This window comes from Methanobrevibacter sp. AbM4, from assembly GCF_000404165.1.
In the GTDB taxonomy this organism is placed as follows: domain Archaea; phylum Methanobacteriota; class Methanobacteria; order Methanobacteriales; family Methanobacteriaceae; genus Methanarmilla; species Methanarmilla boviskoreani.
The window spans coordinates 103569-123773 of the sequence record NC_021355.1 but is presented as its reverse complement, the minus strand read 5'-3'; the positions used below and the strand labels follow the sequence as shown (position 1 = coordinate 123773).

Here is a 20205-nt window from a genome sequence, read left to right as displayed (position 1 = left end):
AAATAGAAGATTTAACTCCTGAAGATAAGATGAAATTAATAAATAATATTCGTGCATCTGAATTACTTGAATCAATTATGAATAATAAGCCATCATTTTTTGAAAAACTTGTAGTGGATTTACTTCTAAAAATGGGTTACGGTGGTTTTGATGATGCTGGAAAAGTAACCCCCTACACTAATGACAATGGAATAGATGGAATAATCAAGGAAGATAAACTAGGCTTAGAAAACATTTACCTACAAGCTAAAAGATATAAATAAGACAATTTAATAGGTAGACCAGAAATTCAAAGTTTTGTTGGAGTATTAAATGGAAATGGTGCAAATAAGGGCGTATTTATAACTACATCCGCTTTTACCAACAAGCACAAGAATATGCAGATAGTTTAAATAACATGCAAATAGTACTTATTGATGGAGAATTACTAACAAAACTTATGATTAAATATGATTTAGGAGTTAATACAATACAGAAATATGAGATAAAACAGTCAGATTCCTTATTTTAATATATAAATTTTAAGATAAAAAAAAGTTAATCGACATCTGTGAAAAAATTATAAAAAAATTTTTAAATATTTTAATTATCTTTAAAGACTAATGTGTCATACATTAATTTAATTGCAATTTGAAGTGGAGTAGAGTTAATATCTTCAAACATATCATAAGGTACAAATCCACCGGGTCCGAAGTGTCCTCCCTCATAATATGCTCCAAATTCATTTACATATCTATCTCCAATTTTTTCAATTTTAATTCCCATAACAACCCCGAAACTTGGAACTTGATTTTCAAAATCTCTAATACAAATATCTGTAGAATAAGATGTTAAATTATAATCCTCCTCTAAGTAATCCGGATCTTCATTTCTATCAATACAATCTTGAATTTCCTTTTCAATATCCCTATTTTCTTCTACACAAATTATAGCACCTTCTTTTGAAAAATCTTCATAATCTGAGAAAGCCAAAGTAATAAATACACCAAATTTATTTATGTATTCATTTATTTTACTAAAATAGTCATCATCAATTTCTCTTGATTCATGAATTAAAGAACCTATATCGCAATTATCATCATCTAAAAATGTAACACAAGATACATCAACCATCATATCTAAAGCAGTTGTAGAATTTAAAACTCTTTCAATTGTTTTTCTAACATCAATATTTGCAAATTTAACATCTTCCATCAAATCAAATGTTGCTTCTTTACCAATTATAAGTTCATCATTTTCCATATTTATCCCCCAGATAATTTAAAATTATAAAATTATAACAATATTTGAAAAATTTAATATAAATACTTAATAGAATAAAAAAACAGGCATTATTATTTTTTTATTCCTATATTATCTTAATTAATATATTAAATTTATATTAAAAAATTTTTCTAAATATATTTTTCCACAAAGCTTATAAAATTATTTAAATATCTATATATAAAAAATAATGAAATTAATTAATTTGAGTTTATAATAATATAAATCAAATATAAAGAGCCATTTTATCCCAAAATGAAAAATATATAAAGATTTAATTATTACAAACCAATATGAATAAAAACTTTTTTTATCTACTCCCTACCCTTTTTTAGTGACTGAACCATATCGATCCTCTTGATTCGTCTAGACAACAATAGGTTTACTGCAAGTGAAACAAAAATCACTATTACAAATGAATACACGATAGAAAGTGGTGAATATGTGTTTGGATAGTAATAGTTCTCACCGGCAGTATCAAGCATCAGTCTTAAGACATACAGACCTAAAGGAACACCTATGATAAATCCTATAATGGATAGGAACAGGTTCTTGGTTAAGAAGATCTTCTGGATAGCCTTTGATTTAAAACCAATAACCTTTAGTGTTGCAAAACTTCTTTCAGATTCAATGAAGGACAACATGCCTAAACTGTATAGGATGATAATGGCCAAAACTATTGAAAACACCAACAATACCCCAACAATAAGATAGAATACTCCAGTCAGCTCATTCCAACTTCTCTCCAGATTATCAACATGATTGACTGTACTTATACCGGTCAGGTTTTCATCAATGTTCCTGTCATAGCTAACTACTGTTGAAGGTGTAAAGTTAATGCCCAGCTCATCAAGTTTATGTGGTGTCATGACCAATCCCTGTGTTGAGGAATCTGCTGATATTCCGGTAACGGTAGAATTAACCCATTTGTCCTGGCCATAGATATGCCATTGTATCTTGTCACCGACACCTACATCTAAAAGCTCTGCTGATTTAATTGACAAAAGCACACTATTATTGTCATAGGGGATTTGATTTTCATACTGGTTGTTAGGGGTTATGATACCTGTGGCGTTATAAGACTGCAGTGTCGTGGTCTTCTCGATGCCATTATGTTTAATCTCGATATTTGAGGTCATCACCTTTGTTCCATTATATTTTTCTGCAATTGAGTCTATCTGTGATGAGCTTGCATTGTCCTCCAGGACGATCTGAGAATTGTAATGGTTGATACCTGTAAACTGCCAGTGCTCCAGTTCATACATTCCGTCATTCATACCAAATCCGCATATAAGCAGAACCGTACATCCAAGAATACCTACAACTGTTACAAATGACCTTACCTTACTTCTGTTAATATCCCTAATATTCCATTTAAGATTAAAGCTCAGTTTCTGCCACAGATTTGTTTTATTGATAAACCTTAGTTTTGATATTTTAGGGGCTTTCGGCTCCAGCGCATCTGCAGGTGATTCACGGGTAATGCTATAGATTGCCATCAGCGCAAACAGAACTGACAATACTATGATTGCAATAGGTACCTCTATAAAGCTTATGTCAAAGCCTGGTCCCCAATAAGGCAGGGAATAGAATTCGGACATAGACGGATAGAACAGCAGTGGAAGTAACAATGGGCCTAAGATATATCCAAGTACACTTCCAATTATAGTCAGTACCAGCGGATAGGATAAATAATGGAATATTAACTTCCTATTTGAAAATCCCAATGACTTCAATGTACCTATTATTGTTCTTTGATTTGTTATTATACGTGCCATTGTGGTAAGAAGTATTAACAATGCCACAACAACAAATATTATAGGAAACATGTCGGCCATCATCATGTGTTGGTCTATTTCTGAGATGATTGTTTTATGGCTTCCATGATTCTCAATGGATAGGAAGGTATTGTAGTCATCCATGACATCATCCAGGTCATTATGGAACTTTGATGTATTCTCATCTGTTTTGATAAGTATTGTATTATACTGTATGTCATATGGAAATGCCTCATGTGAAAGATATCCGAAGCCCTGGGTTCTGTAGTCAGGAACTATTGACTTTGTAGGTACCTCAAACACATATTCCGGAGAATATCCTGTTCCCCTAATTGTCTTTGTAATCTCGGTTCCATTGAACTTAAGGGTTATATTGTCTCCTACCTTCAAGTTATGTGCCTTTGCAAACTTATCATCTAACCAGATACCATCTTCATCACTTAGGTTCAACTTGGAACCTGTAATCGGATAATATTTTGCCACACTATTGTTTTCCACAAACCGCAAGTCAACATCGGGATCATAGCTCATATTCCCCTTTGCAGTTAGAGACAGCTGACGTTCCACACCCTCAACCGAGGACATATTGTTAATCTTGTCTACCGAGACACTGTTAAAGCTATCGCCATATAACCATACATTAGCCATGTTTGTTTCATTATAGTAGGATTTTACCTCCTGGTCAAATCCGAATGCCTCTGAGCCTATTCCAACATATATAAATACTGCAAGAAACACCATGAGGAAAATAGCTATAAACTGCAGTTTATGACTAGATAAATCCCTTATTAACTTTTTATATAACATGTCTATCAACCCATAAACCAGGTTTTTAAGTTAAGACCTCTTCAGCATCAATAGAATCGGCGTTCATATCATCTAATTTAGTATCGATACTTTCAATAATACCGTTCTTTAGATGTATTACCTTGTCTGCAAGGGATGCGATATCCTCATTATGTGTTACGATAATTACAGTGGTTTTGTTATTCTTACAGATATCATAAAGCAATTCTATAACCATATCACCAGTATTGGAATCGAGTGCTCCTGTTGGCTCATCACATAACAACATGTTCGGATTTTTAACAAGTGCACGGGCAATTGACACCCTTTGCTGCTCACCTCCAGACAACTCGGAGGGGAAATTATGATAATGTTCTGTAAGATTCAACCTATCAAGCATGGATTTTCCGTCAATCTTTCGACCAATCACATCACTGATTAGTTCTAAATTTTCAAGGGCTGTCAAGTTTGGAATCAGATTATAGAACTGGAAGATAAAACCGACCTCATGTGCCCTGTATTCTGTTAGGTCATTATCAGAATAGTCTGTAATATTATGATTGTTTACCATAATATTACCGGAGCTTACATGATCCAGTCCTCCAAGAAGGTTTAATAGTGTTGATTTACCGGAACCTGATGGTCCAAGTATCACAACAAACTCGCCTTTATCTATTGTGAAGTTCAGGTTATTTACAGCTTTTAGAACCTCGTCACCGTTTATATATTCTTTTGTAACATTTTGAAACTCTATAAATCCAGACATCTTTAATGCCTCCTATTTAAAAAATAAAAAATAAAAAAAATAAGAAGAGATACAAATTCAATTTAATTCTATAAAAATTGAATTTAGGCTAATCAAAATTATATTATTGTTACTAATATATAAAATTTAGGTATACCTAAAAATTTAATCTCTACATAAAGATAGTATGTACAACACCAATAATTGAAAAATAGATTAAGTCAAAAATAGCTAAAAATTAAAAAGATTTATATTATAAAAGAATATATTCATAAATAACAGTCCGTATTCAAGGGACATTATATAATAAATGTCCTTTAATACTTTTTAAAACACCTATTTTTCTAAAGTAATTCTAGATAAAAATTTTAAAACTGATTTTTATAAATTTAAGTAAAAATACTGAAATTTAGAGATTATAAACTACATACAAATAAAATATATCCCATAAATTACAAAGATACAAGCTCAATAATTATAACTTACGTGCAAACAGGATATATCCAGTATGACCATTCATACGGGTTTTAGCACGGACACCCTGTTTTCTAACCTCAATGCCACGTTCCAATTGTTCTAGTATTTCAATATCTGAAAAGCCTAACTTTTCTGCGGTGTGATATGCCTTCTCAGCCTGTTGGATATATGGTGCATAGACAGCAAGCCATCCGCCTAACTTTAAGGATTTGTAAACCTCTTCAAATACCTCATGAGGCTCTGGTAAATCCAAAAATACAAGGTCGATCTCTTCCTCATCGATACCCTCTTTTATATCCTGATTCTTAATCTCAATGTTCTTAAGACCAAAGTTATTGATGTTCTTTTCTGCAACCTCTGCAAAGTCCTCACGAATCTCATAGGAGTATACATGACCCCTCTCGCCTACAATGTTTCCAAAGTTAAGTGCACTTGCAGCTGCACCTGTTCCTGCATCCACCACACGGTCTCCTGAGCCAAGTCCTGTATGTGATGTTACGGCACCGATATCCTTTTGATATAATATGGAGCATCTTCTATCCATCAAATCAATGAAGTCCCGTATATTTGGTTTGATGACCTGGAACTCCTTTCCAAGATGGGTGATTAAAGTATCCCCGATTGTTGCCCTTTCCATCTGTTCCTTTTTAATGATTCCTAAATCACTTTGAAATTCTTGATCTTGAGGAATTAAGTATTTCTTACCTCTCTCATCCATTATAAGTTTCATAATAGCACCTGAAAAACAATACCTTATTATAATAAAACATTAATTCTATTTTTAAATAAGAATCTAATTTTAATGTTATGTGATGTAGATTCCACAACGAATTTATATACTATTGATAAATACTATTTAAATAAATCGAACAATGATTCATTATATGAAATAGATTACCTTATCATATAAAATAAACAATCATTCATCCAATATAATCTAATTAAAACATGTCTTGAAAATCAATAGAATATTAATTAATAATTAATTATATTAATTTTTTAAAAACAAAATATTTAAATCTAAACTATATTATATTTTTCAATCCTTTTAAAATAGAAATAGGTTAACCTATCATATATTATAAAATCAAGTTATAGAATACAAAATTATATTCTTCTCTAACCCATACTTTATTTTCCAAATAATCTTAATATAAAAAATAAATTAGCTTATCTTATACTATAAAATTAAGTTATAAAATATAGAATTATATTCCTCCATCATAAACTTTAGAAAATCAAACCCCCATTAAAGATATAATAATATAATTTAGATTATAAGTAAAAATCAGATGAATTTAAATTAATAATCCCAATAAACCCTAAAAGATTTATAAACAATAATATTAAAAATAAAACTATGGCAAATTTTATAAATCATCCCTTACTTAGAAAAGACAAGGTTGAATCAAGGATTTATCAGAAGGTTCTAGCAGCTAATGCACTTAAGAAGGGAAACACCATGATAGTTGCACCTACTGCATTAGGTAAAACCATAGTTGCAGTACTTGTAGCTGCCGATAGATTGAATAATCTGAAAGGTTCAAAGGTACTTGTCCTGGCTCCAAGTAAACCGCTCACTATCCAACATGAGGATTCATTTAGGGAATTTCTCAATGTACCGGTATGTTCCATTACAGGTTCAATCAAACCTGAGGAACGTGAGAAAAGATGGAATGAATCCAGTGTGATATGTGCCACACCACAGACCGTTGAGTCAGATCTGCTTAAAGGAAGATATAATTTTGAGGACGTGTCACTCATCGTCTTTGATGAGTGCCACCATGGAGTCGGATCATATTCCTATGTATATCTTGCAAACAGATATATCCAGGAGAGAGAAAACCACCTGATACTCGCCCTTACAGCATCACCTGGCCATGACAAATCAAAGATCAAGGAGGTATGTGACAATCTGTTTATCCAGGATGTTGTGGTTAAAACAGAGGAGGATCCGGATGTAAGGCCATACTTTAATCCGATTAAAATAGATTGGGTGCCTATTGAACTTGGAAATGAACTTACAAAGATTCAGGAAGCTTTAAAGAAATCACTTAAAACACGCCTTAAGGCCTTGAAGAACATGAAGGTGATCAATTCCATTACCGTAAATAAAAGGGATATTTTAAAGGCGCGTGGAAAGGTTCAAAATAAAATAGCCACTACAACCAATCCACCTAAGGAGTGTTTCCAGGCAATATCAATTCTTACTGCCGTAATCAACCTCCAACATGGAATTGAGCTTATAGAAACCCAGGGTGTTGTACCGTTTAACGATTATGTAAATAGGCTTGAGAAAAAGAAAACAAAGGCATCCAAAAATCTTTTTATAGACCATAATTTCCAACGTGCAGTACGTCTAAGCAGAATAGCTGAGGAACACGGCCATGAACATCCCAAACTTAAAAAACTGACCGATATACTTAAGAAGGAATTAGGCTATGATGATGGTCAAACAACCCTTAAGTCCCTAAGATCTGTTGAGGATTCCAAAAAATCCAGACAGTCCCCAAAAATACTTGTCTTTACACAGTTCAGGGATACACTTGAAATGATCCGCCAAAAATGTGAGGACGAGGGAATCAAAGCCGTAAAGTTCTATGGCCAAGGTACACGTAATGGTGAGAAGGGCCTAACACAGAAACAACAGCATGAAATCATAAAATCATTTAAGGTGGGAACCTATGATGTGCTCCTGTCCACAAGCGTTGCAGAGGAGGGTATTGACATACCTGCAATTGATCTTGTAGTACTGTATGAGCCGGTACCATCTGAGATAAGAATGATTCAAAGACGTGGTAGAACTGGAAGAAAACATCAGGGTAAAATGAAGGTCCTTGTTACAAAGGGAACCTTGGATGAGGCATATTTCTGGAGTGCAAAACGTAAAGAAAAGAACATGAAGCATCAGCTCATTGACAATGAACTGTTCAGCAATCTAAATCTCAATGCAGTCGAGAGAATTGAAAGTGTTAGAAACATAAAGTCTGTGGACAATCTAAATGAGGTCAACAAGGAAGAGGACAAGCTAGACAATAATAATAAAAGAAAAAAGGTAGTGGTCTATGCAGACTCACGTGAGGGAAACTCAAGGGTCATAAGAAATCTTGACACCATAGGAGTGGATGTCGAGATTAAGACCATGACCGTTGGTGACTATCAAATCAGTGACGATATTATAATCGAGAGAAAAACGGCAAAGGATTTTACAGATTCAATTGTGGACAAACGTCTGTTTAAACAGGCAACATTAATGAGGGAGGAGTTTAAAAAACCATTAATGATTCTTGAAGGTAATGACTTCTATACAGGATTCATTAATCCCAATGCAATACGTGGTGCAATGGCCTCCATTGCAATTGATTTTGGAATCAGCATCATACCTACAAGGGGACCTGACGATACCGCCGCAATGATAAAAAGGATTGCAATTAAAGAACAGAAAGGCAAATCTCAACCAATCCAAATTAGAACCGAGAGAAAACCCGACAATCTATGGGAGCAACAACAGTTCATTGTTGAATCCCTACCTAATGTCGGACCTGTAACGGCCAAGAACCTCCTTAAACACTTCGGATCTGTTAAGGCTGTTGTAAACGCATCTGAGGATGACCTACAGGAAATTGAGGGAATTGGAAAAAGAACAGCAGAAAACATCCATAAGGTCTTAGCATCCAAGTACCTGTATTTTGAAAAGTCAGATAGTAAAAATAAGAAGTTGATGTGAAAACTTTATTTAATTTAAAATGACCTAATAAATCCTAATTTTAAATATTACTCTATTAATTCAAAATATATTTCACTTACACAATATAATTATTTTTATAATTAAATTTAATTTAATTTATAATAATTAAATAAAATAAAATTTTATAAAAAATTTAAACCAAAAAAGAAAAAATAACTAATTATCCAAAAATAAAATTCGAATTATAAAAAACAAGAAAAAAATATTTTTCAATATTTTCACAATTTTTTAATGTTAATATTATAGTAAAATTTCTAAATTAATTAAAAATAAAAAAGTTATTTAACAATATTTAATAAAATTATATATTATGAAAGTTGATAAAATGAATTATTGGACTAAATTAAGTATAGAATATGCAAATCAAAAATCATATTTAGATGATTTATTCAAAGTATACCCTACTATACCAAATGGAATTAGAGATATAGATAATAAAATATGGGAAAATATTAAAACATCTTTTAATAACCAAAATAATAAAAAATTAATAGAAAACCTATTAAAATTAGATTTATTTCCTATAAAAGATTCTTATATTGCATATCTAAGAAAAGATAAAACCGCAATTGATAGAAATCCTGAAACTATTGACAGATTAGCTGGAAGAATTTATGATATGGGTATTGATGAAGTATATAAACAATGCACTAAACCAAAAGAAACTAATAGACAAATCGGTCCAATGTTTAAAGAATGGGTTAATAAAGGAGTATTAGGAAAAAAACCTATTGAAATTGACGAATTTATCAATACAGAAAATAATGCAATTTTATCTGGTAGCGATCAAGAAATGGAAGAATTTGCTGAAGATTACTGTGATTATGAATATGCAGGCAACACTAAAAAAGGTTTAGATTTTATCGCGAGGTTTAACAAAAAATATGTTATAGGTGAAGCAAAATTTTTAACAGACATTGGAGGACATCAAAATGCACAATTTAATGATGCATTAAATGTACTAGATTCAAATGTTAGTGAAAAAGTAACTAAAATTGCTATATTAGATGGAGTATTATACATTAAAAATGAAAGAACAAAAATGTATCGTACAACAGTTCAAAAAAATGACAATATCATGAGTGCATTAATACTGAACGAATTTTTATATTCAATTTAGGAGACAAACATCATGTTTTTGGATTATCCAAATAAAAAAAGCATGAACGAAATTTTAAACAAAAAATACAATGGTAATTTCAAAATCATTAAAGGAGAAAATGAAAAAAATAAATTGTTTTATGGAGATAATTTTGATGGATTAAATATTTTACTTCATAAATACAACTTAAAAGGTAAAATTGATTTAATATATATAGATCCACCATTTTCAACAAATAACATTTTTAAAATAGGTTCTCGAAAGAATGCAATTAGCTCTAGTAATGATGATGAAATAGCATATGAAGATACTTTAAAAGATGAAGATTATTTAGAATTCATTCGTGAAAGATTAATATTATTATATGAATTACTATCAAAAGAAGGTAGCATATATTTTCATATAGATTATAAAATAGGACATTATATTAAAATTTTAATGGATGAAATATTTGGTATTGAAAATTTTAGAGGAGATATTTCAAGAATTAAATGTAACCCTAAGAATTTTAGACGAAAGGGATATGGAAACATCAAAGATATGATTTTATTTTATTCAAAAAGTAATAAATACACATGGAATTATCCTACTGTGCCATTTACAGAAAAAGATATTGAAAAGTTATATAAAAAAGTTGATGAAAAAGGTAGAAGATATACAACTGTCCCAATTCATGCTCCAGGCGAAACAAATAATGGAGATACTGGAAAAAAATGGAGAGGAATGTTTCCTCCAAAAGGTAGACATTGGAGATGTAGTCTTGAAAAACTGGATGAATTAGATGCCAATGGTTTAATAGAATGGTCCAAAAATGGAAACCCTCGTAAAAAAAATTATGCCTTTGAAATGAAACATAAAGGAAAACCTATGCAAGATATTTGGGAAGATTTTAAAGATCCTACAAAGCCAGAATATCCTACAGAAAAAAATAAAGATATGCTTAAAAAAATTATTAAAACCTCTTCTAATGAAGGGGACTTAATTCTAGATTGTTTTATGGGTTCAGGAACAACCATTATAGCTGCTCAAGAATTAGGTAGAAAATGGATTGGTATGGATAAATCTCCAAAAGCTATTGAAGTATCTCAAAAAAGATTAAAAAAAGTTCAAGAAAATTTATACTCTTCTGGAAAATATGAATATATTAAAATTGAATAAAAAATTAATAGTAATAAAGATAAAAAATAAAGAAAATGTTTAGTATCCTATATTTGCATAGGTACTATATTCTGGATAGATATTCCAAACACCAAAACCCCATGCACGTTGTGTTGTAGGATCTGCTATTAACCAAATCTTTTGACTTTTAATTAACACTTGTGTCCATACATGGTTTGGTCCATGGCAGTATCTTGCAGGAATTCCTACAGCCCTACATAATGCAACAACCAGATGTGACTGATCCACACAATTACCTTTTTTAAGTTCCAGACATTTTAAAGCTCCATAACGGGTATTGGAATAGAGCTCATATTTAATCTGGTATCTGACATAGTCATATATCGCATTTGCTTTCTCTGTTATTGTTGATTTATCTTTGGTTAACCTCTTAGCAAGGTCCACTATTTTTTTATTATTCTTCTGGGCAGTTTTTGTTGAAATTAAATACTGACCTGTTGATTCTCCTTTATAATTAATATTTCCAACATTATAGGATATGACACTAATGTTATTATAAGAGGTTGCAGGCAAGTATTTATCATTTCCACTGAAACTTACTGTAATATTATAGAAGTTAGGAGATAGATTAATGTTTAGATATGCAAATCCCTCCTCATCAGTTGTACGGGTATAGTTGAATTTACCAAGATATTTATATCTCCAATCCTGCTCTTTAACAAGATAAACCCAAGTATATTTATCAATTAATATGTTTACCCTTTGGTTTGCAATGGGACTTCCCTCTGAATCTGTAAGCTTTAATTGATAAGTTCTTGGCTCCTTATAAACCATGTATATATTGTTTCCAGATATCTGAGTCTTTTCTCTTGTAATATTCTTCTCAGAAATCATGTTTAAATTAGATTTAAAATTATACATATCATTTCCAAGAAATGTGCTTCTAATCTCATAGACCCCAGGACCTAATTTGATTTTGATACCAGCCATCCCGTCTGAATCCGTAAATACAGGATAATTTTTGTTTAAAATTGTAAAGATCAACAACTGATTTGAAAGAACTTTGCCGTTAACATCAATTAATTTTACATTAAAAATCTCATCTTCATTATTATATCCTATAATGTTACCTGAACTTATTTTTACATCAGTTTTACTTGAATTGTTTATACTCTGATTAATATCATTTAATGTTAGATATATTGGAGTTCCTGAATCGTTTAGGTTATTGTTTTCTACAGAATCACTATCTATAATGCAATCAGAACCATCTGAGATTGGAACATATCCTGTTAAATTGTTATAAGTCAAATAATAATCTAATTTATAGATGTTCAAGTTCTTACCTGAAGATGATATTGGCTGATAATTATTAGAGGTAATTTCCTTACCTGTTGAATCCACTATAACCGGCATGTCTGCATGATACTTTAGATTATATGAATTATATCCATCATGAACTGTGAAATCATAATCTTTAGAAAAATTGAAATCATCAGGTAAGATTACATTGAATTCCTCATCTGCACTGCCATCAGTAGCTTGACTTAAATTAGATGATATGTCTTGAAGATAATTAGAGTTTACACATTCTACAGTTGAATTAGTATCTTCAATACCAGTAGAATTGTCATCTATATCCGTTGCAGAAGTCACATTTAAACTAATAAAAATCAAGAAAACCAATAACAAAACTACAATTTTTCCATGATTAAAAATAACTATCCCCTCGAAAATATGATTATATAAAATTAATATTTTTCATATATAAATAGCTAAAATTAAAAAAAAGGATTTAATAAAAATCCGATTTTTAATTGAAACACTGTTTAAACACTTAATTTTACAGCAAATATTCGCCTATTAAATTTTCGTATTTGAACTAATTCTCAAAAATGAAAACAAGGTTTTAAATTAATCAGTCCACCAGAACAGATTACGAAAATCGAGTTTATCCTCTACTTTCTCACCGTTATTTAACATGTCTGTAGATTTAACCACATCGGCAATACAATAGATCCACCAGATAAAGCATACCAACATACAAATACGTGATAGTGTGATATCTTCTGAAGAAATAAGATTATTGAATATAAAAAGCAATATCACCTGAATAATCAACATGAAAAATCCTTTCTTTCCAAGGCCTAAATATATCTGGCCTAAACCGGACAATATCACTGAGAGAAAAGCAGCTAAACCCCTTTTATGATATTTTCTAGGAATTTTATCTATTTTATCTTTATTATTCTGATTGTTGAATTTATCTATCATATCCTTATTGTTCTGATTGTTAAAAACAATTATTCTATCTGGAGCCAATTTTGTACCGCATGCACGGCAATAATTACCATCCGGATTTTCATATCCACAGTTTGGACATTTAACCATTTACATAACACCTACCTAAAACATTTTTAAAAGTTACCTATATACTAATTTATTAGAAGTATGATTTAAATTTTTTAAAAGGTGAAATATTCCTCCCACCAATCCAAATTATGAAAATCAAGTTTATCTTCAACTTCTATACCTTCATTTAAAGCCCTTGCAGTGGCATATGCATCCATTAATACCTGAAGCCACCATAGAAAAACCAATACAAAAATTGCAAAGATCATTAATGGTACCGTGAAATATAAAACTAGAATCAAAATTAGTACTGCCACATAGATTTTAATCTGGGCATAACCTTTCTTCGGAAAACCGAGATAGACCTGAACTAAACCCAAGATGAAAAACGAAAGCAAAACTGGCTTTACCTCACTATACTGTTTTTTAGGTTTTCTAGACGGTTTTACACTTACCTTCTCGTCATCAAAATTGTCCGGTACAATATTTTTATCTTCCTTTGGAAGAGGTGAGCCACATGCACGACAGTATCTCTCACCATCACGATTTTCCCATCCACAGTTAGGACATTGAACCATTTACATAACCCCCTACAAAACAGTAATTCTAAAAATGAATTATATGTGTTTATATTAAAACTAGAATTTATAACTAACATTTTTCAAAAAATTTCCAGATAAATTATTAAATCAAAAAATTTATAATCAAAATATTATAAATATATTCAATAATTAAAGGGGGAACTATTTTTAAGCATATAATCAATTTCCAAAAGACAATTAAAAAGACAATAATTAATTGGCTATTTTTTAAATAGAATCCCCTATATCAAATGATAAAGGTGTAGGTAAATGAGCGATGGCTCTTATAAGATTGTAGAAGATGAAGTTGGACCTGGTTTTACCTGTGAAAACTGTGGAAGTCAAAGTTTTAAAGTTGAAGGAGATGAATATGTCTGCCAATCCTGTGGAACAAGTTATAGAATAGTTCGAAAACAAGAACCAGTTCAAAATATTAATACAAATCCACAACCACAGCAAGCTCCAAAGACCATACCACAGCAACAAAAGCAACAAAGTACTGCTAACACCGATACAGATGGTGGACTTTTAGCAGCATGTTGTATAGGAATCATTGTATTCTGTGTAATAGCAGCAATTATTAGTGCCCTTTAGATTTAATGTTCATTAATTATTAAGGAGTAATAGATGAATACTGATAATAAATTGAATCTGGTTTTCACTGTAAAAACCATGAAACTAAATTTTTTAAGATTTATTAGGTGATAAAATGGCAATAGATTTATTTAAGGTAGCGAAATATGAGGGTGATGATAAACATTTAGTGTGGAAATATCCATACGAAGACTTTAACACCAAAAGCCAGCTAATTGTACATCAATCACAAACAGCCGCATTCTTTAAAGATGGTAAAATAGCCGATATCTTTGGACCAGGTAAATATGAACTTACATCTGAAAACCTTCCAATATTGAACAATTTTATTAATATTCCAACAGGCGGAGTAAGTCCATTTCACTGCGAATTATACTTCATAAATAAGGCAACTGCATTGAATGTTGAGTGGGGAACCAGTAGTCGTTTTCCGATATTGGATGCCCAGTTCAACATACCAATCAGTGTTGGTGCATCAGGTTCAATGGAAATCAAGGTCAAGGATGACATGAAATTTTTGGTCGAGGTAGTTGGAACCCAGGACGATGTTGATGTTGATAAACTGAAGGTATACTTTAGAAACAAGATGGTTACAAGAATTAAGACCTATCTTGCAAAGCTTATGGAGGAGGTAAGCTATTTCAATGTAACCGCACACCTAGACGAGATTTCAAAAGCGATTCAGGATCGTCTAACTGGAGACTTTGAACAATATGGTATCGATTTAATCAACTTCTATATTACCAATTTGATTATTCCAAAAGAGGATACTGAGAAACTTGAAAATGTGCTTAACAAGAAAATGGAATATGGTACACTTGGATTCAATTGGGCTGATGAACAACTAGCTGATATCTCAAAAAGGTACGCTTCCAATGAGGGAATGGCCTCCAACATGAATGGTATGATTACAGGTATTCCACTTGCACTTGCATTCGGTGAGATGCTGAAGGACAATGTTGGGGAAAACATCAATTCAACCTTTAGTGGTAAATCTCAAAACTTTAACTCCAATCAGAACAACAACGGCAATAATACAAATGACAACAATAATGGAACTAACTCTAACCAGAACAACAATGGTGGATCTGGAGAAGCTACTACTGCAATGAAAGAAGGAGAATATGGTTTCTGTAAGGAATGTGGAAAACCTTTAAAAGAGGGAGCATTATTCTGTTCCAACTGTGGAGCCAAGGTAGAAAAAGAGTTGAAATGTAGGAAATGTGGTAATGTCCTTGATGAAGGGGACAAATTCTGTTCAAGATGTGGTACTAAAGTAGAATAGATTTAAAAAAATAGGGGGATTTTATTATGAATATGGAAGATTTAATATATTTGATCATATTTGCTCTATATGCCGTATGTGGATATTTAAGCTTTGGACCAGGTAACATGTTTATAGTTGCACTGGTCTTTACGGCAATATCAACTGTAATCGTCTTAGTTGTAAACGAATATATTGGACTAGACTTCAACAGTGCACCGCTTCAAGTATTTCTAGCATTATACTTTGCCATTCAGATTATTGTAAGTCTGATCCTTACTGCATATACCAACTCATTAAATAATTCCATAATAGCTCAGATGATTATACTTGTAGTCTTCGGTATAATAATCATGACACTATATCAGGGAAAACAGTATATTGAAAAGGAAGAGAAGAATAAACAGTGAATGTATCTTGGATACATTTCCATTTCCTTTTCAACTTCAAACCTAAAACAACTTATTTTAACTATTTTTATAAAGACGATTCTTAAAGCATTTACTGATTATAAAGTTGTTTTAAATATTGATGATTAAATTATAGAAGCACCTAATCCTACAGTATAATTAAAACCAAGACTGATTATTTATAATATAAAATTGTTTATTCAATTTAAAAAGAGATAATATATCATTTTAATAGATGTACTAATTTTTCATTCCTATATACAATAGTAAATGTAGATAAACCAAGATAAAAACAATGATTTTATAAAAATTAGATTCTTTATATTATGAAAATATTTAGAAAAACACATCCAAAAGTTAAAAATCATAATTAAAAAAGGAATATAAAAATAGCAAAAACAAAAACAATAGATAATAGCTAAAAATAATTAAAAAGTAAAATAAGAGCTAAAACAACTAAATAAAAAAAATAGCTAAAAATAATCAAATGAAAAAACTATTAAAAAATATAATTCAATGGAAATTAGTTCCACCAAATTAAGTTTCTAAAGTCAAGGGACTCTTCAACATAAGTTCCCTCGTTAATAGCCTTAGTACATTCATATGCATCAACAATAGCATAGATTGCCCATATAAATGCAAGTATATATCCAATGAAAATAAGGGTTAAAATTCCGAATATTATTTGGATAACAAAGATCTTAAGTCCTTTCTTACCTAAGCCTAAGTATACATGACCTAAACCAACAATAAATAATGATAATATAACGGCAATCGCTACATTTTTATGTTTAGTTACCTGATTATAACCATTGCCATAATTCCTGATTGGGGTCCGGGTGTTCTGATTTGCTGATTGGTTGTTAAATTCCGTATTTATATTCTGATTGGATTGATAGCCCTTACCTGAATCCATGCTTTGAGTATGGGCTATATTGTTTGTTTCCTCTTCAGGAGGCAATTCTGAACCACAGACAGTACAGAAATTACCTTGCTTTACATCACTTCCACAATTCGGACATCTTCGCATCTTTATCTACTTCCCTTAATAGATTAAAGAATTTAATTGTTAAATCGTATTATTCAAATTAACAATATTTATTTAAACTAGTTTTATAATTAATCTTAACTTTATAGAAACTTAAATATAAAATTGTTTATTTAATTTTCAAAGGATTTTACTTGATTTTACATATAAAATGCAATAGAGGGAATTATACAAAATTAGAAATTAAACCGTTAAATTATAAAAATAGCTAAAAAAATATCGATTAATAAAAGCATGTTCATAGTTTAGAAAGTGAGGAATATGGAACTTAGTATTTAATTAAAGTCTTGTCTAAATAGAGATAAACTCCAGAACCAATGATTGTTCACAATGTATAAAACAATTTTAAAGTATTAAACAGAATAAAAAATGCAATATTTGTTTATATAATGTATACAACACCATTAAAGTATCGTTAACAACAATAAATAGTTTTTATAAGGTAAATACTTATACAACCTATAATTTTCATGAAAGAAATTAAGAAGGACATTATAATGGATTATACTTTAATGACTTAAAAGGCATACCAAAAAAATAAACTTATTATAAATAAAATGAAATATTCAAATAATGGAGGAAGTTCATATGAAAAAAGACGCTATAATTGATAAATCAAGAATTGAACCAAAGCCTAACACAATTGTATCCTGCCGTAAGGATGGAAAGGATAATGCACTGGTAGTAGGATTCGCATCCAATGCAAGTTTAGAACCATCAATGGTTATGGTCGGTATTGTACCTACCAGATATTCCTATGATATGATAAAGGATACAGGCAAATTTGTAGTCAACATACCTGGAAAGGACTTTGCTGATGAGTTTAATTACCTAGGTACCGTATCTGGTAGAGATGAGGACAAACTAGCAGATATTAATACTGTCGATGGTGACATTGTAGATGCGCCTATCTTAACAGATTGTCCTGTTAACTTCGAATGCACCGTTGTTACCTCTGTAAAGCCAGAAGATGGTACTCATGAATTATTCATTGCCAAAGTAGAGAAGGTACACTGTGATGAGGAATACCTTGAAGATGGCATAATTCAATGGGATAGAATAGATTTGCTATAATTTTTTAAAGAGATTTTAAGAGTCATAGATTTATTTTAATTTTTATCAGATATTAAAATCTTAAATCTCTTTTTATTTAAATAACTTAATTTTTTTATCTAATTTTATTTGATTTGAAAGTGTATGCTTATTTTAAACTTAATTATACCATTTAATTTTCAATTCCAACTATTTTTTACAAAATGAAAATAAAGATATAAAATCACGATTCAAATCAAGATTTAGATTATAAAAGTAGAAAAACAAAATTAAACATCAGATTCAATACTTAACCTATAAAGATAGAAAAAATAAAATCACAACCCCAAGTTCAAAAAGTAGATTATAAAAATAGAAAAATAGGATTAACTTGAAATTCAAAATAGTTTACAAAAATGAAAATAAAAAAAATTTAAGATTAGTCCTCATATTCAAATTTACCCTCATATTCAAGGCAGCCTTCTTTAAGGCCTTTCTTAATACTGGATACGATACGGGGCCTATCATGCATTATTACAGGGCCGATATGTAGAATTATATCACCAGGCTTTGAATATTTAATACAAAGCTTAGCGCCCTCTTCCATTGTACCTGCAAGAACGCCTTTCGCCTTTTTACCTTCTGCACCGTCAAGTATTTCCTGTGCTGCATCCATCTCGATTCTTTGTCTGACCTCATTGAAACCTGTTGCAACTATAACATTTACAAAGTCACCACAGAGCTCACCTACTTCTTTCTTATCCCTTTCAGTTGTTGTATCAAAGTTATCAAGAAGAAGGGTTACCTCATCGTCCTTAAAGTATTCCATAGTAAGTCTCATACCCTCAGTTAGAAACGCTGAATCAAGTATGACCTCACGTCCATTATACTTTCCAATATTTTCCATATGGACTTCAAGACCTTTAAACTTAGATAAGGCGTCAATAATAGGTTCCTCATCTACCCCATATGTAAGTGCTGCGGCGGCTGCCCCTGTTGCATTTTCATAGAAATAGCTTTTCATTTGAAACGGTCCTTTAAAGTCCCCATGGATACTTCCAACACCTGTTTTTAAATCATCCGCATCGTACTTGATTTCAATATTACCCTTGGTTCCAATTCCAACAAAGTTACAGAAAGAGGTATCCCATTCAGGATTCTCCCATCCATAATATAATGTGTCGGCCCTATCGGATCTCTCCTCTATTAAATCCTTTAGGTGGTTACTTGCGATTAAGGTTTCGGAGTTTCTTACAATAAACATCTTCCTTTGGATGTATCTTTCCATAGAACCTCCAAATTCCGATAGATGATCTTCGTGGATGTTTAGGAACAGTCCAACCTTTACATTGATTTTTGGAAATAGGCCTGCAGTTCCATGTGGAAGTTCAAATACACAGATATCACATTCCTCATTCTTGCCATTTACGATTCCGTCCACAATAACCTCACTTACAAGGTTTTGGTTTAGGGATGAACATGACCATACCTTGTATCCTGCAGCCTCAAATATACTTGTTGTAATATAGGTAGTGGTGGTTTTACCCATTGTACCTGTAATACCTATAATATCAAGTGTAATGGCATCGTTTAAAATGTCTGATACCATTTCATTGGTTATAACCTTAAGGTTCAATTCCTCTACCTTTTTATATGCATATGATGTTTTTGGAAGTGTAGGTGCCATATATACATAATCGATATCTGTAAAATCCGGTTCGGGATTTCCCAAATCAAGTATTACACCTTCCTTCTCCATCTGCAACAGTCTTGCCTTGAAATCCGGATGGAAGTCCTCAAGTTTCTTTGGATCTGTTACCTCCACATGGTGACCTAAGTAGTTCAATAATCTTGCAACAGGTCTTCCTGCATTTCCTCCACCTATAATCTTATAATTCATGATAAT

General features: G+C 31.3%; 16 protein-coding genes and 1 pseudogene. 8 read left to right on the top strand and 9 right to left on the bottom strand.

Annotated elements, in window-relative coordinates; translation table 11 throughout:
• The first annotated feature begins 29 nt into the window (after positions 1–29).
• Positions 30–392 (top strand): annotated as a pseudogene (locus ABM4_RS09095) (restriction endonuclease).
• A 190-nt stretch (positions 393–582) separates the two neighbouring features.
• On the opposite strand, the gene ABM4_RS00505 reads toward ABM4_RS09095, so the two are convergent.
• The 4 genes from ABM4_RS00505 to ABM4_RS00490 form a co-directional block, all read right to left on the bottom strand.
• Positions 583–1242, bottom strand: coding sequence for a hypothetical protein (locus ABM4_RS00505; protein WP_016357728.1), 660 nt, complete (start codon positions 1240–1242; stop codon positions 583–585).
• Positions 1243–1577: 335 nt separating this feature from the next.
• Positions 1578–3848, bottom strand: coding sequence for an ABC transporter permease (locus ABM4_RS00500; RefSeq protein WP_016357727.1), 2271 nt, complete (start codon positions 3846–3848; stop codon positions 1578–1580).
• Between the two features lie 25 nt (positions 3849–3873).
• Positions 3874–4593, bottom strand: a complete 720-nt coding sequence (locus tag ABM4_RS00495) for an ABC transporter ATP-binding protein (protein ID WP_016357726.1) — start codon at positions 4591–4593, stop codon at positions 3874–3876.
• Between the two features lie 454 nt (positions 4594–5047).
• Positions 5048–5779 carry a tRNA (adenine-N1)-methyltransferase gene (locus tag ABM4_RS00490; RefSeq protein WP_016357725.1) on the bottom strand — a complete coding sequence of 244 codons (732 nt, stop codon included), beginning with the start codon at positions 5777–5779 and terminating at the stop codon, positions 5048–5050.
• Between the two features lie 630 nt (positions 5780–6409).
• Here ABM4_RS00490 and ABM4_RS00485 point away from each other — a divergent pair.
• The 3 genes from ABM4_RS00485 (at position 6410) to ABM4_RS00475 (ending at position 11057) form a co-directional block, all read left to right on the top strand.
• Positions 6410–8776 carry a DEAD/DEAH box helicase gene (locus ABM4_RS00485; protein WP_016357724.1) on the top strand — a complete coding sequence of 789 codons (2367 nt, stop codon included), beginning with the start codon at positions 6410–6412 and terminating at the stop codon, positions 8774–8776.
• Positions 8777–9122: 346 nt separating this feature from the next.
• Complete coding sequence (locus tag ABM4_RS00480; protein WP_048200733.1) at positions 9123–9917, top strand: restriction endonuclease; 795 nt, start codon at positions 9123–9125, stop codon at positions 9915–9917.
• A gap of 12 nt (positions 9918–9929) precedes the next feature.
• On the top strand, positions 9930–11057 hold the full coding sequence (locus ABM4_RS00475) for a site-specific DNA-methyltransferase (protein ID WP_016357722.1): 1128 nt from the start codon (positions 9930–9932) through the stop codon (positions 11055–11057).
• Positions 11058–11096: 39 nt separating this feature from the next.
• On the opposite strand, the gene ABM4_RS00470 is transcribed toward ABM4_RS00475, so the two are convergent.
• The 3 genes from ABM4_RS00470 to ABM4_RS00460 form a co-directional block, all read right to left on the bottom strand.
• Positions 11097–12695, bottom strand: coding sequence for a transglutaminase domain-containing protein (locus tag ABM4_RS00470; RefSeq protein WP_156815311.1), 1599 nt, complete (start codon positions 12693–12695; stop codon positions 11097–11099).
• A gap of 237 nt (positions 12696–12932) precedes the next feature.
• Entirely contained in the window at positions 12933–13409 is a 477-nt protein-coding gene (locus ABM4_RS00465) for a zinc ribbon domain-containing protein (protein WP_016357720.1), read from the bottom strand.
• Between the two features lie 74 nt (positions 13410–13483).
• Positions 13484–13948 (bottom strand): zinc ribbon domain-containing protein, encoded by a 465-nt coding sequence (locus ABM4_RS00460; protein ID WP_016357719.1) that lies wholly within the window; start codon positions 13946–13948, stop codon positions 13484–13486.
• A gap of 273 nt (positions 13949–14221) precedes the next feature.
• Between ABM4_RS00460 and ABM4_RS00455 the strand changes: the two genes are divergently transcribed.
• The 3 genes from ABM4_RS00455 to ABM4_RS00445 all read left to right on the top strand — a co-directional run bounded on the left by ABM4_RS00455 (position 14222) and on the right by ABM4_RS00445 (position 16219).
• The gene (locus ABM4_RS00455) at positions 14222–14545 is read left to right on the top strand and encodes a hypothetical protein (protein ID WP_016357718.1); all 324 of its coding nucleotides are present in this window, start codon (positions 14222–14224) and stop codon (positions 14543–14545) included.
• 115 nt (positions 14546–14660) lie between these two features.
• Positions 14661–15830, top strand: coding sequence for an SPFH domain-containing protein (locus tag ABM4_RS08665; protein WP_016357717.1), 1170 nt, complete (start codon positions 14661–14663; stop codon positions 15828–15830).
• Between the two features lie 26 nt (positions 15831–15856).
• Positions 15857–16219 (top strand): hypothetical protein, encoded by a 363-nt coding sequence (locus tag ABM4_RS00445; RefSeq protein WP_016357716.1) that lies wholly within the window; start codon positions 15857–15859, stop codon positions 16217–16219.
• A gap of 523 nt (positions 16220–16742) precedes the next feature.
• Here ABM4_RS00445 and ABM4_RS08660 read toward each other — a convergent pair.
• Complete coding sequence (locus ABM4_RS08660; RefSeq protein ID WP_016357715.1) at positions 16743–17249, bottom strand: hypothetical protein; 507 nt, start codon at positions 17247–17249, stop codon at positions 16743–16745.
• 606 nt (positions 17250–17855) lie between these two features.
• Here ABM4_RS08660 and ABM4_RS00435 point away from each other — a divergent pair.
• A complete protein-coding gene (locus ABM4_RS00435; protein WP_016357714.1) occupies positions 17856–18341 on the top strand; it encodes a flavin reductase family protein in 486 nt (161 codons plus the stop codon).
• Positions 18342–18738: 397 nt separating this feature from the next.
• Here ABM4_RS00435 and ABM4_RS00430 read toward each other — a convergent pair whose 3' ends face one another.
• The gene (locus ABM4_RS00430) at positions 18739–20199 is read right to left on the bottom strand and encodes a Mur ligase family protein (RefSeq protein WP_016357713.1); all 1461 of its coding nucleotides are present in this window, start codon (positions 20197–20199) and stop codon (positions 18739–18741) included.
• Positions 20200–20205: the final 6 nt, after the last annotated feature.

Bases quoted from the DNA above. Each gene is read 5' to 3' on its own strand.
- ABM4_RS00445 (WP_016357716.1), top strand. From the start codon at position 15,857: ATGAATATGGAAGATTTAATATATTTGATCATATTTGCTCTATATGCC.
- ABM4_RS08660 (WP_016357715.1), bottom strand. From the start codon at position 17,249: ATGCGAAGATGTCCGAATTGTGGAAGTGATGTAAAGCAAGGTAATTTC.
- ABM4_RS08665 (WP_016357717.1), top strand. From the start codon at position 14,661: ATGGCAATAGATTTATTTAAGGTAGCGAAATATGAGGGTGATGATAAA.
- ABM4_RS00480 (WP_048200733.1), top strand. From the start codon at position 9,123: ATGAATTATTGGACTAAATTAAGTATAGAATATGCAAATCAAAAATCA.
- ABM4_RS00490 (WP_016357725.1), bottom strand. From the start codon at position 5,779: ATGAAACTTATAATGGATGAGAGAGGTAAGAAATACTTAATTCCTCAA.
- ABM4_RS00435 (WP_016357714.1), top strand. From the start codon at position 17,856: ATGAAAAAAGACGCTATAATTGATAAATCAAGAATTGAACCAAAGCCT.
- ABM4_RS00505 (WP_016357728.1), bottom strand. From the start codon at position 1,242: ATGGAAAATGATGAACTTATAATTGGTAAAGAAGCAACATTTGATTTG.
- ABM4_RS00500 (WP_016357727.1), bottom strand. From the start codon at position 3,848: ATGTTATATAAAAAGTTAATAAGGGATTTATCTAGTCATAAACTGCAG.
- ABM4_RS00475 (WP_016357722.1), top strand. From the start codon at position 9,930: ATGTTTTTGGATTATCCAAATAAAAAAAGCATGAACGAAATTTTAAAC.
- ABM4_RS00455 (WP_016357718.1), top strand. From the start codon at position 14,222: ATGAGCGATGGCTCTTATAAGATTGTAGAAGATGAAGTTGGACCTGGT.
- ABM4_RS00485 (WP_016357724.1), top strand. From the start codon at position 6,410: ATGGCAAATTTTATAAATCATCCCTTACTTAGAAAAGACAAGGTTGAA.
- ABM4_RS00460 (WP_016357719.1), bottom strand. From the start codon at position 13,948: ATGGTTCAATGTCCTAACTGTGGATGGGAAAATCGTGATGGTGAGAGA.
- ABM4_RS00430 (WP_016357713.1), bottom strand. From the start codon at position 20,199: ATGAATTATAAGATTATAGGTGGAGGAAATGCAGGAAGACCTGTTGCA.
- ABM4_RS00495 (WP_016357726.1), bottom strand. From the start codon at position 4,593: ATGTCTGGATTTATAGAGTTTCAAAATGTTACAAAAGAATATATAAAC.
- ABM4_RS00465 (WP_016357720.1), bottom strand. From the start codon at position 13,409: ATGGTTAAATGTCCAAACTGTGGATATGAAAATCCGGATGGTAATTAT.